This is a genomic window from Sanguibacter sp. Z6_81, assembly GCF_057180625.1.
Map to the genome: position 1 here is coordinate 143032 of NZ_JBXUFV010000005.1, position 12190 is coordinate 155221.

Genomic DNA, 12190 nt, shown 5'->3' on the forward strand with positions numbered 1-12190 from the left:
GACCACGATGGGAGGATGACCGACCTCGCTATCGAAGCCCAGGGGCTCGTCAAGCACTTCGGCACCACGCGTGCCGTCGACGGGATCGACCTGCGCGTACCCGCAGGAACCGTCTACGGCGTCCTCGGACCCAACGGAGCCGGAAAGACGACCGCTGTCCGGATGCTCGCGACGCTCCTGCGACCGGACGCGGGCACCGCCCGCGTCCTCGGGCACGACGTCGTCGCTGACGCCGATGCTGTGCGGACACGCGTCGGCCTCACGGGCCAGTACGCGTCCGTCGACGAGGACCTCACAGCCACCGAGAACCTCATGATCCTCGCGCGCCTGTACGGGTTCAGCCGGATCGCCGCGCGCCGACGGAGCGCTGATCTCCTCAGCGCCTTCGACCTGAGCGAGGCGGCCGGCAGGCAGGTCAAGACGTTCTCGGGCGGCATGCGCCGACGCATCGACCTCGCCGCGAGCCTCGTCATGAGCCCCGTGGTGCTCTTCCTCGACGAGCCGACCACCGGGCTCGACCCGCGCAGCCGCAACGACGTGTGGGACATCGTCCGGGTGCTCGTCGCCGACGGCGCCACCGTGCTGCTCACCACCCAGTACCTCGAGGAGGCGGACCAGCTCGCCGACCGTATCGCCGTGATCGACCGCGGAAAGGTCATCGCCGAGGGAACTGCCACCGAGCTCAAGAGCTCGGTGGGATCAGGAACCGTCTCCCTGCGCCTCGCCGACTCTGCTCACCGCGAGGCCGCCGTGACGATCGTCGCCGAGGTGCTAGCCGTCGGCATCGAGGACGTCACGGTCGCAGCCGACCCGTACGCGTTCTCGGCGCGCGTGGACAGCTCCCCGGAGGGACGCGCCCGGGCCCACGGGATCCTCGTCCGGCTGCACGACGCGGGAATCCACGTCCCGGAGTTCTCGCTCGGCCAGCCGAGCCTCGACGAGGTCTTCCTCGCCCTCACAGGCCAGCCGGCCGCCACGGACACCGCCTCCGAGGAGAACACGTCATGAGCCGCACCGTGACCGCGTCACCGCCCACCCCCAGCACCCTCCGCGATGCGGTCGCCCTCGACGTCCGCCCACCGCGGCCGTCCGTGGTCGCCCAGACCCTCACCTTCGCGTGGCGAGCGCTGCTGAAGATCAAGCACGTTCCCGAGCAGCTGTTCGACGTCACGCTCACGCCCGTGATCTTCACGCTCATGTTCACCTACCTCTTCGGAGGCGCGATCGCCGGGGACACCGCGACGTACCTGCAGTACCTGCTGCCCGGCATCCTCGTCCAGACGGTCCTCATCATCACCGTCTACACGGGCTTCACCCTGAACACCGACATCACCAAGGGAGTCTTCGACCGGTTCCGCTCGCTACCGATCTGGCGCCCCGCGCCGATCGTCGGTGCACTCGTCGGCGACACCGTCCGCTACACGCTCGCGTCCACGGTCGTCGTCGCGCTCGGCCTCATCCTCGGCTACCGGCCGGAGGGCGGAGTGCTGGGGACCCTCCAGGCCGTCGTGCTGCTGCTGGTCTTCGCGTTCGCGCTCAGCTGGATCTTCACGATCCTCGGGCTCGTCATGCGCACCCCCAACGCCGTCATGGGGGTCTCGATGCTCATCCTCATGCCGCTGACGTTCGCGTCGAACATCTTCGTCGACCCCGACACCATGCCGTCGGCACTCCGCACGGTCGTCGGCCTCAACCCGGTCTCAGGGCTCGTCACCGCGATCCGGGGCCTGATGAACGGCGGGACGGACTACGGCGCGGTCGTGGGGGTGCTCGTGGCCTCCGCCGTGATGACCGCCGTCTTCGCGCCGATCACGATGCACCTGTACCGCACGCGCAACTGACGCCCGGCGTGCGCGATGCAGGGTCAGACGGCCTGCTGCGCCTGCTTGCCCTGGCTGCAGTGCCTGTTGACGACCATCACCGGGCACTCGGAGTGGTGCAGAACAGCCTGGCTGGTGGAACCGAGGAGCAAGCCGGCGAACCCGCCCCGGCCACGCGACCCGACGACGACGAGGTCGCTCGCCGTCGAGAACTCGCTGAGGAGCTCGGCGCCCGTGCCGTCGAGCACGATCCGTCGGATGCTCATGCCAGGGTTTGCTGCCTCTGCCTCGTCGACGATCCGGTTGATACCCACGGCGATGTCCGCGAGCACCTGCTCGTGGTCGACGGCCGCGGGCAGCCACGCGAGCAACCCGGAACCTGACCCGACGGGCACGCCAGCCACGGCCACGAGCTCCGCGTCCCACAGTCGCGCCTGGTCGATCGCCGCCTGGAGCGCGCCGTGCGCCCACGGCGACCCGTCCACGCCGACGACGATGCGTCGGGCAGGCTTGACGACCGCCTCGCTCTCCCCGCCCCGGAGCGGCACCACGACCGTCGGACAGTGACCGTGGGCAGGCAGCGCGGACGAGACGGTGCCGAGCAGACGCTCTGCGAAGCCACCCCGGCCGCGGGTCCCGACCACGGCCATGGACGCCTGCTTGGACATCTCGACGAGCACACCTGCGGCGTCTCCCGTGGCGACCTGTGTCGTCACGGTGACACCGGCTCGCTCCGCACGCGTGCGGGCCTCCTCGAGCACGACCCGGGCGCCCTCCTGGATCGCGGAGTCGTCCAGGGCGGCGTAGCCGCCGTCGAGCGAGGCCGCGGCGAACGACGGCAACGAGTAGGCGCACACGATCGTCAACGGGCGGCTCGCCCGAGCGCCCTGGGCGACCGCCCAGTCGAGCGCATGCAGGCTGGACTCCGAGCCGTCGATCCCGACGAGGATGGGACCACTGTGGGACATCGTCGCTCCTCCTTCGTTGGAGATGACGGCGGAGGCGCCGTCATCGACCCTCTAGGCTCCGACCTTACCCGCACGCGGCTCGCCGACGTCCAGAGCGCTCCGCCCCGGCAGTCGCTCCGGACAGCACAAGAGGCCCGAGCCGCGTGAGCAGCTCGGGCCTCTCAGGTGCGCGTTGGTCAGCCGACCCGCACGAAGGTGGGGTTGGACTGCCAGATCTCACGGAACTGGACGGTCTTGCCCGGCCGAGGAGCGTCGATCTGGGTGTTGCCACCGGCGTAGATCGCGATGTGCCCGGGGGTCCAGATGAGGTCGCCGGGCTGCGCCTGGTCGCGTGAGATGACGGTTCCGGCCTGGCCCTGCGCGCCGGACGTCCGCGGCAGGCTGATGCCGGCCTGGGCGAACACGTACGCGGTGAACCCGGAGCAGTCGAAGCCGTCCGGCGTCGATCCACCCGACACGTACGGCACACCCACGTAACGGCTGGCGATGTCGATGATCGAGCTCCCGGCAGCGGATGCCGGAACCTCGGCAGCAGCAGCCTTGGGGGCTGCCGCAGCAGTCTCGGTGCTAGGAGCAGTCTCGGCCGAGGCGTCGACGGCGACCCGCTCGGCGGTCCGCGAGGCGGCGGGGGCCTGACGAACAGGCTCCGGCTCCGGCTCCGGCTCGGGCTCCGGCTCAGGCGCCGGCGTCACGGCGATGACGCTCTGCTCGACCGTCCAGGCGACGTCCGCGGCGGCAGTGACCGCGGGAGCGGTGCTCAGCGCGGAACGTGCCTCGGTGGTGAGTGCCTTGATGTCGACGCTGTTCGCGGCGGAGCTCGACGCCGGCGACGCGGACGCAGGAGCTGCACCCATCATCGAGACGAGGAGACCCGACGATGCTGCGACGAGAGCGGTACGACGGCCAACCGTCGCAGCGTTCTCTGATGCAGCAGAAGCAAGCATCGTGAGCGGCGTGATAGGCCGCTGTGCCGCACGGTGGCGGGCACGGGTCGTACTAGTGGTCACGTTCTCTCCAAGACGCCTGCGAGGTCAGCTGTCGGGTTCGGGTAGGAGAACACCCGGCCGTCCGGACGCGAGGTCCGTGCGGCTTCACCCCAAGGACGCTGTGAACAGCGCCCGAATTTGGGTCCCCCGTCCCTGCCAGCGGGTCGTAGGCAACCTTGAGCGGTGGCAGGGTTAGGCGTTCCGCTCAAGCTCTCCAAGAGCGTCAGCCCTCGAAGCAATCTGAAGATACATCAGATACCCGCGGTATGTCACGCTCCGATCACGCCCGATTTACGGCGCTCATGGCATGACGCCAGGTCAGGCCCGGAATGTGATCTACGACTCAACGAAGATGTGCCGGGAGACCTCGTCGGGAAGGTCGAGGACGATGGGCGCGCCCTCGGACGTGACGGTGATGCTCCGGCCGTCGTCGGACCGGCCCACCGCGATCGTCCCGCCCGGGGTGACGCCGGCGGAGGCGAGGCGGGCGAGGAGCTCGGTGTCCGTCTGGAGCGGCTCTCCCAGCCGGGCGACGACCGCCTCGAACGCGCCCCCCTCGGGCACACCTCCGGCCGCAGACCTGACCGCGAGGAGAGACTTGAGGGACGTCACGCCCTCGAGGAACCCGACCGCCTCGGTCTCGTCACCCAGCTCGGCCAACCCCGGGATGGGGTTGCCGTACGGCGAGTACTGCGGGCGACCCAGCAGGTCCACGAGGCGCCGCTCCACGCGGTCGCTCATGACGTGCTCCCACCGGCACGCCTCGTCGTGCACGAACTCCCAGTCGAGACCGATCACGTCGGTGAGCAGGCGTTCCGCGAGGCGGTGCTTGCGCATGACGCGCATCGCCTTGCCGTACCCGAGCTCGGTGAGCTCCAGGTGACGGTCTCCGCTGACCACCACGAGGCCGGCGCGCTCCATCCGGGCCACCGTCTGCGACACCGTCGGCCCCGAGTGCCCGAGGCGCTCCGCGATCCTGGCGCGGAGCGGCACGATCCCCTCCTCCGCGAGCTCGTAGATCGTCCGCAGGTACATCTCGGTGGTGTCGATCAGGTCGCTCACGCGTTCCTCCAGTGCGTCGCACAGCTTGGTCCGTCTCTGCCGGACAGCCTATCTCGCAGGCATGCGCCCCTGCGGGTCGCCCGCGACCCCGCACACCCACGCACGCCGCCCCCGCGGCGGCGCGTAGGGTGGTGCCGTGACTCCTGAGGCGCCCCGGATCCCCGCCGACCTTCTCCCCCGCGACGGCCGCTTCGGCAGCGGCCCCGGCAAGGTACGTGATGCCCAGCTCCAGGCCCTCGTGGCGACAGGGCACACGCTCATGGGGACCTCGCACCGACAGCCGCCGGTGAAGAACCTCGTGGCGCGGGTGCGCAGCGCCGTCGCGGACCTGTTCGAGATCCCTGACGGGTACGAGGTCGTCCTCGGCAACGGCGGGTCGACGGCGTTCTGGGATGCTGCTGCGTTCAGCCTCGTGCGCACCCGCGCGGCCCACGCGGTGTTCGGGGAGTTCGGGCAGAAGTTCGCGTCGGTCACCGCCGGGGCTCCCTTCCTCGAGGAGTCGCACGTCACGACGGCCCCACCCGGTTCGATGGTGCTGCCCGACGCCACGCCGGACGCCGACGTCTTCGCATGGCCGCACAACGAGACCTCGACGGGAGCCATGGCACCGGTGCGGCGGGTGCCGGGCACCCAGGGGGCGCTCACCGTCATCGACGCGACGTCCGGCGCCGGCGGGCTGCCCGTCGACATCACGGAGACCGACGTCTACTACTTCGCACCGCAGAAGTCCTTCGCGTCGGACGGCGGCCTGTGGCTCGCCGTGATGTCGCCCGCCGCCATCGAGCGCGTCGCGCAGATCCACACGAGCGGCCGGTGGATCCCGGAGTTCCTCTCGCTGCACAACGCCGTGACGAACTCCCGCGCGGACCAGACGCTCAACACCCCCGCCGTGGCCACCCTCTTCCTGCTCGCGGAGCAGCTGGACTGGATGCTCGGCCAGGGCGGCCTCCCGTGGGCGACCGCACGCACCGCCCAGTCGGCCGCACACCTCTACTCCTGGGCGGAACGCCGGCCGTGGGCCACGCCGTTCGTGACGGACCCCGCTGTGCGCTCCTCCGTGGTGGGCACGATCGACCTGGCGGACGACGTCGACGCCCCGGCGATCTCGGCGGCGCTGCGCGCCAACGGCGTCGTGGACGTCGACCCCTACCGCAAGCTCGGCCGCAACCAGCTGCGCGTGGCGATGTTCCCGTCGGTGGAGCCCGACGACGTGCTGGCGCTGACCGCCTGCATCGACCATCTCGTCGAGCACACCGCCTGAGCGAGGTCCCGCCGCGCGCCGCTGTCAGGCGCCGGACTGACCGTCCTTCGCCTCCTGGGCCGTGAGCCTGTCGGCCAGGTCTCGTCGCGCCTGCGCACCCGGAGCACCGGGCCCGGCCTCTCCGGCCCCGGGATACGTCACCGCGAGGTGCGGGCGGTGGAAGACCTGGTACCGCACGGTGTAGTTCCAGTTGCGGGAGGTCCACACCGCCGCCGCGACGGAGACGACCAACGCGCTCACGGAGCCGATCCCGATGGACCACCGCGGGCCGAACTCCTCGGCGATCCACCCGACGATCGGTGAACCGATCGGGGTCGCCCCGAGGAACACCATCATGTAGAGCGCCATGACCCGGCCACGGACCGCGGGGTCGACGGACATCTGGATGGTGCTGTTCGCCGCCGTCATCATGGTGAGGCTCGCGAGCCCCACCGGGATGCACGCGACGGCGAACGTGGCGTAGGTCGGCATGAGCGCCATCACGGCGGTCGTGATCCCGAACGCGAACGCCGAACCGATGACCAGACGCACCCGTGGGCGCTCACGCCGCGCCGCGAGCAGTGCCCCGGTGAGGGAACCGATCGCAAGGATCGACCCGAGCACCCCGTACTCCCCCGCGCCCTTGCCGAACTCCTCACGGGCCATGACGGCCGACGTCAGCTGGAAGTTCAGACCGAACGTCGAGACGACACCGACCACCACCATGATGACGATGATGTCGCTGCGCCCCCGCACGTACCGGATGCCCTCGCGGATCTGCCCCTTGGCGCGTGACGCCACGGGCATCGCGTGGAGCTCGCTCGTGCGCATCCTTGTCATGGCGACGATGGTCGCCGCGAACGTCACGCCGTTGATGATGAAGACCCAGCCAGGCCCCACCACGGCGATGAGCAGCCCCGCGACGCCGGGCCCGACGAGGCGCGCCGCGTTGAAGGACGCGGAGTTCAGACCCACCGCGTTCGAGAGCTTGCCCGCCGGGACCATCTCGGCCACGAACGTCTGCCGTGCGGGTCCGTCGAACGCCGACGCGCACCCGAGCAGGGTCGCGAAGATGTAGACGTGCCACAGCTCGGCGTGGCCGAGCAGCACGAGCGCTCCGAGCGCGAGCGCGAGGAGACCCATGGTTCCCTGCGTCACCATGAGCAGCTTGCGGCGGTCGAGCCGGTCCGCCAGCACACCTGCCCACGCCGACAGGACGAGGGTCGGGACGAACTGCAGCGCGGTGACGATCCCGACCGCGATCCCGGAGTCGTCGGACAGCACGGTGAGCACGAGCCAGTCCTGTGCCACGCGCTGCATCCACGTGCCGACGTTCGCCACGAACGCCGCGCCGAACCACAGCCGGTAGTTGTAGTACTTGAGAGAGGAGAAGGTCGGGCTCATGCGCTGGCGATCCTCGTCAGGAGGGTGCACGCCTCGGCGAGGACGGCACGCTCGGCCTCGGTGAGCGCCTCGAGCTCGTGGGTGAGCCACGCGTCGCGCCTCCGGCGCGTCTCGGTCACCTCGGTCCGCCCGTCGTCGGTGAGGTCGACGACGACGAGGCGGCCGTCGGCCGGGTGCCCCACCTTGGTGACGAGACCCAGGTCGACGAGCGCATTCACCGTGCGCGTCATCGACGGCGGACGTATGCGCTCGTGCTCCGCGAGTGTTCCGGGGGTCATCGGCCCGTGGCGCTCGAGCGAGGTGAGGACGGCGAGCTGTGCCTCGGACAGCTCGGCGTCGCCGCGTTGCGCACGGAGCTGGCGGGCGATCCGCGCGACGGCCACGCGGACCTGTCCGCCCAGCGTGCTGGGGGTGCAGGCGTCCGTCTCGGTCATGGTTCCACCGTATCTCATTACCTTAGGTAATGAAATGGGAGTGGGTCCCGCCCGGGAGGGGGTGGACCGGACGGGTGCGAGGGCGTAGCGCAGATGCCCGTGCGTGCTACGGCACGTACGCGACAGCGACCGTCACGTCGCCGTGCAGCGAGACATGACCTGCGTCGTGCGCGATGAACACGGACTCACCGCGCGAGACCCGGCAGAGCGGTCCGGCGTCCCCGCGGAGCTCCGCAGTCCCCTCGAGGCAGAGCAGGATCCGGGGACCTGCGTGACTCACCCGCGCCTCGCCGCGCACCGTGCCGGCCATGAGCGAGAACTCCTCGACCGGCGCCCGGTAGGTGGTCAACCCGCCGCCTGCGGCTCGGCGCACCGGGTGGTCGGGCGCACGCGGGGCATAGCTCGCACAGCCGAGCAGGGCCGGCACGTCGACGCGCTTGGACGTCAGTCCAGCCCGCAGCACGTTGTCGGAGCTCGCCATGAGCTCGATCCCCACCCCCGACAGATAGGCATGCACCTCCCCCGGATCCAGGAACACCGCATCGCCCGGCTGCAACGAGAAGCGGTTGAGCATGAGGGAGACGATCGCGCCCGGGTCACCGGGGAAGTGCTCGGCGAGCGAGATCGCGGTCCGGTGCCCGCGCGAGGCCGTCGCGCCGAGCGCGACGATCGCTCGGACCGAGGAGATGGTCCGCGCGATGTCCTCGCCGCAGTCGCTCGAGCGTGCGGCGAGCGCAACCTCGAATGCCGTCTGGACGCCGCGGGCGTCGGGTTGCGCGCGCAGGGCGTCGCGCATCCGCCCGACGATCTCGCCCTCGAGACCTTCGAGCAGCTGGAGCGTCCGCCGGGGACGCCGGAACCCGCTCAACCCTTCGAAGGCGGTGAGCGCGACGATCATCTCGGGCTTGTGCTCGTCGTCCTTGAAGTTGCGGTCCGGCGAGTCCAGCGGGATGCCTGCGGCGTTCTCGCGGGAGAAGCCCGCGCGAGCGACGTGCGGGCGGGGATGCACCTGCAGCGAGAGCGGGCGGTCCGCCGCGAGGACCTTGAGCAGGTACGGCAGGCGCGGTCCGTACTCCTCCACGACGGCGCGGCCGAGCAGGCGGTCAGGATCACTGCGCAGGAGGTCGGGAAGCGCCACCGCGCTGGCCGGACCGCCGCCGGGTGGCACGCAGTGCGACGGCGCCGACGCGTGCGCACCGAGCCACATCTCGGCGACGGGCGCACCGTCGGGCACCTGACCCAACAGGTCAGGGATCGCCGACGGCGAGCCCCAGTCGTAACGCTGCAGCTGTGCGGTCAGGCGGTAGACGAGGCTCACGGTGCACGACCCTACGTGAGCGGGGCCGTGCACCGCGAGGGCGGTCAGAATGCCCCGACGGCGTCGCCGATCGGCCCACGGAGGAAGTACGCGACGAACATGACCGTCGCGACCCACATGAGCGGGTGCACGAGGCGAACCTTCCCGAGCGCCACCTTGATGACGACGAACGCGATGAACCCGGCGCCGATCCCTGCGGTGATCGAGAAGGCGAAGGGCATGAGGATCATGATGAGGAACGCCGGGATGGCGATCTCGTAGTTCTTCCAGTCGATTCCGGAGACCTGCATGACCATGAGGAAGCCGACGACGACGAGCGCCGGGGTCGCCGCCTCGAACGGGACCATGTCCACGAGCGGGGACAGGAACGTCGCGAGGAGGAACGCGATACCGGTGACGACCGAGGCGAGCCCTGTCCGGGCTCCGTCGCCCACGCCCGCGGCGGACTCGATGTAGCTCGTGTTCGAGGAGACCGATCCCATCCCTCCGGCAGCCGCGGCGACAGAGTCGACGACGAGGATCTGGCGGATGCGGGGCGGGTTGCCCTCGTCGTCGAGGAGGCCAGCCTCGCCCCCGACGGCGACCATCGTGCCCATGGTGTCGAAGAAGTCCGCGAGCAGCAGGGTGAACACGAGGAGGAGGACCGCGACGGCCCCGATCTTGTCGAACGAGCCGAACAGCGAGAACTGGCCGAGGAGCGAGAAGTCGGGGGTCGAGACGATGGCGTCGGGCAGCTTCGGGGTCGTCAGCTCCCACCCCGTGGCGTTGCTCCCGTCGACGCCCTGGGGCCCGACCTTCGCGACCGCCTCGATGATCACGGCGAGGACCGTCGACGACAGGATCGCGATGAGGATCGCGCCGTGCACCTTGCGGACCATGAGGACGATCGCGACGACGAGTCCGAACACGAACACGAGGAGCGGCCACCCCGCGACGGAGCCGTTGATGCCGAGCTCGACGGGTGTCGCCATGCTGGCGGGGATCCGCACGAACCCGGAGTCCACCAACCCGATGAACGCGATGAAGAGGCCGATGCCCACGCTGATCGCCGTCTTGAGCTCGGGCGGGACCGCACGGAACACGGCCTCCCGGAACCCGGTGAGCACGAGCAGCAGGATGATGAGGCCCTCGAGGACGACGATGCCCATCGCGTCGGCCCACGTCATGTCCGGCAGGCTCGCGATCGAGAACGTCACGACGGCGTTGAGGCCCAGACCGGCGGCGAGGGCGAGCGGGAAGTTCGCGACGACGCCCATGAGGATGGTGAGGACACCTGCGACGAGCGCGGTGGTCGCCGCGATCATGCCGAGGTTCGGCTCGCTCCCTCCCCCGAGGTAGTTGCCGGTGCCGTCGGGGATGGTGCTGAGGATGATCGGGTTGAGCACGATGATGTAGCTCATCGTGAAGAACGTGACGAGCCCGCCACGAACCTCGGCCCCGATCGTCGAGCCCCGCTCGCTGATCTTGAAGTAGCGGTCCAGTGCGTTCTTGGGCTCGGCCGCCGCCGCAGTCTTCACATTCACGCGGAAGATCCTCCCACGTCTGGGACCGTGCTCGTTACTCGCCCAGGAAGACCTGCGAGCAGAGCATCTCGTCCAGCGAGTCAGGTCCGGTGCTCACCATCACGGCGCACGAGATGCCCATCTCGGCGAACTCCGCGCCCAGGATGTTGGCGCGGTGTCCCGCCGAGCCCATCCAGGCGTCGACCACGTCCGCCGGGCTGGCCGCCGCCCGACTGAGGTTCTCCCCCGCGATGGCCGCCTCGTCGCCGTCAGGGATGCCGCCCAGGCACGCGTCGTGCACCGGCTGGAGCGGTGCGTGCACGAGCTCCCCACCTGACGAGACGAGCGCCGCGGCGCGGACCGCGCCCTGCTCCTGGGCGCAGCCGGAGGGCTCGAGAACAGGCAGGCCCTCGGTCGCGCGGGCGGCGTTCGTCTCCTCGAACAGCGCCGTCGCGTACTCCTCGGGCGTGCCGAACTGAGCGATGTCCACCGCGACGGACATCGTCGCGGTCGTGGGTGGCGGCTCTGCGGGGCCGTCGGGGCTGCAGGACGCGACGGTCCCCGCGAGGAGGAGGGCTGCGACGACGGCGGGGCCCGTGGGCGTCGAGCGGCTCACGCGGCGATGAGGACGGGCGTCCCGAGCGGGAGCGCAGCGAGCTGGGTGATCGTCGCGGCGTCCACCCGCAGGCAGCCGTTCGAGACGGCTCCCGTCCGTGTGTCGTGGTAGTGGAACGCCGTGACGGCGATGTCTGCGCCGCCGAACCCGTCGAGGGTCGGCGACTGGGCTCCCAGGGCGACCGTCGGCAGTCCGCGGGTGTACGCGGCCGAGGGGTCGGTGAAGATCGTCATGACGAACGTGCGTCCCATCGGGGTGGGGGTGGCGTCCGCGCCGTACCCGAACCCCGTGGCGGAGTACGTCGGTTCGCCCGAGTCCGTGATCGTGATCTGCCCGCTGCTCAGGCTCACCTGCACGGCCTGGGTCATGGGCGTGGTGGTGACGTCCGCGACGCGGACCCACCCGGTGAGCTGCCCGGTGATCCCGGCGGACGGCAGGCCGGCGCGGCCGGGGAGGAGCACCTTGAGCCAGTTCTCGTGCTGCTCGACGACGGGGACGGACGTCCCGCCGTACTCGTGGTCGGCGAGGATCTGCGCGACGGGAGCAGTTCCGGGAGCGGTGAAGACCGGCGCTGCGGCGCCTGCGGCGTGCGCGAGCACGGGGAGCGGAGGATCGGTGGGCGCACTGTCCACCGGGAGCTCCGGGACGACGTCGTAGACGCCCACCGGCGGCAGCGAGGCGATGTCGTACGCCGCGGGGTCGGCCGGGTAGGGATCCTCGGGCGGTGGCTGCACCGGGCTCTCCGCGGGAGCGGGAGCGGGAGCAGCAGAGGTGGCTGGAGCGGACACAGGAACGTGCTCCTGACCGCCCGTGGAGCAGGCGGTCAGGAGCACGCTGGAG

The 12190-nt window shown here is 70.5% G+C and carries 12 protein-coding genes and 1 riboswitch; of the genes, 3 read left to right on the top strand and 9 right to left on the bottom strand.

Features of this window, described 5'->3' with window-relative positions; all coding sequences use genetic code 11:
- Positions 1-15: 15 nt before the first annotated feature.
- Together AC2AXK_RS13330 and AC2AXK_RS13335 are read left to right on the top strand one after the other, a co-directional pair.
- Positions 16-1008: an ATP-binding cassette domain-containing protein gene (locus AC2AXK_RS13330; RefSeq protein ID WP_484345869.1), complete on the top strand. Its 993-nt coding sequence runs from the start codon at positions 16-18 to the stop codon at positions 1006-1008.
- The gene (locus AC2AXK_RS13335; RefSeq protein WP_484345870.1) at positions 1005-1841 is read left to right on the top strand and encodes an ABC transporter permease; all 837 of its coding nucleotides are present in this window, start codon (positions 1005-1007) and stop codon (positions 1839-1841) included. Before AC2AXK_RS13330 ends, AC2AXK_RS13335 begins: the two co-directional genes overlap by 4 nt.
- A 23-nt stretch (positions 1842-1864) precedes the next feature.
- Here the strand turns inward: AC2AXK_RS13335 and AC2AXK_RS13340 are convergent, their stop codons facing one another.
- The 3 genes from AC2AXK_RS13340 to AC2AXK_RS13350 form a co-directional block, all read right to left on the bottom strand.
- Positions 1865-2788, bottom strand: a complete 924-nt coding sequence (locus AC2AXK_RS13340) for a universal stress protein (protein WP_484345871.1) — start codon at positions 2786-2788, stop codon at positions 1865-1867.
- A 176-nt stretch (positions 2789-2964) separates the two neighbouring features.
- Positions 2965-3795, bottom strand: coding sequence for a C40 family peptidase (locus AC2AXK_RS13345; RefSeq protein ID WP_484345872.1), 831 nt, complete (start codon positions 3793-3795; stop codon positions 2965-2967).
- Positions 3794-3957, bottom strand: a riboswitch (cyclic di-AMP (ydaO/yuaA leader). It overlaps the preceding gene by 2 nt.
- Before the next feature lie 153 nt (positions 3958-4110).
- The gene (locus tag AC2AXK_RS13350) at positions 4111-4836 is read right to left on the bottom strand and encodes an iron-dependent transcriptional repressor DtxR (RefSeq protein ID WP_484345873.1); all 726 of its coding nucleotides are present in this window, start codon (positions 4834-4836) and stop codon (positions 4111-4113) included.
- A gap of 136 nt (positions 4837-4972) precedes the next feature.
- Here AC2AXK_RS13350 and serC point away from each other — a divergent pair, with 136 nt between their 5' ends.
- Positions 4973-6097, top strand: a complete 1125-nt coding sequence (serC, locus tag AC2AXK_RS13355) for a phosphoserine transaminase (RefSeq protein ID WP_484345874.1) — start codon at positions 4973-4975, stop codon at positions 6095-6097.
- Between the two features lie 24 nt (positions 6098-6121).
- On the opposite strand, the gene AC2AXK_RS13360 is transcribed toward serC, so the two are convergent.
- The 6 genes from AC2AXK_RS13360 to AC2AXK_RS13385 form a co-directional block, all read right to left on the bottom strand.
- Positions 6122-7480 carry an MFS transporter gene (locus AC2AXK_RS13360; RefSeq protein WP_484345875.1) on the bottom strand — a complete coding sequence of 453 codons (1359 nt, stop codon included), beginning with the start codon at positions 7478-7480 and terminating at the stop codon, positions 6122-6124.
- Positions 7477-7914, bottom strand: a complete 438-nt coding sequence (locus tag AC2AXK_RS13365; RefSeq protein ID WP_484345876.1) for a MarR family winged helix-turn-helix transcriptional regulator — start codon at positions 7912-7914, stop codon at positions 7477-7479. The genes AC2AXK_RS13360 and AC2AXK_RS13365 overlap by 4 nt, the downstream gene beginning before the upstream one ends.
- Positions 7915-8020: 106 nt before the next feature.
- A complete protein-coding gene (gene manA / locus AC2AXK_RS13370) occupies positions 8021-9232 on the bottom strand; it encodes a mannose-6-phosphate isomerase, class I (RefSeq protein ID WP_484345877.1) in 1212 nt (403 codons plus the stop codon).
- A 44-nt stretch (positions 9233-9276) separates the two neighbouring features.
- Positions 9277-10755: an NCS2 family permease gene (locus AC2AXK_RS13375; protein WP_484345878.1), complete on the bottom strand. Its 1479-nt coding sequence runs from the start codon at positions 10753-10755 to the stop codon at positions 9277-9279.
- Positions 10756-10789: 34 nt separating this feature from the next.
- On the bottom strand, positions 10790-11350 hold the full coding sequence (locus AC2AXK_RS13380) for a CAP domain-containing protein (RefSeq protein WP_484345879.1): 561 nt from the start codon (positions 11348-11350) through the stop codon (positions 10790-10792).
- Positions 11347-12138 carry a L,D-transpeptidase gene (locus tag AC2AXK_RS13385; protein WP_484345880.1) on the bottom strand — a complete coding sequence of 264 codons (792 nt, stop codon included), beginning with the start codon at positions 12136-12138 and terminating at the stop codon, positions 11347-11349. The genes AC2AXK_RS13380 and AC2AXK_RS13385 overlap by 4 nt, the downstream gene beginning before the upstream one ends.
- Between the last annotated feature and the right edge of the window lie 52 nt (positions 12139-12190).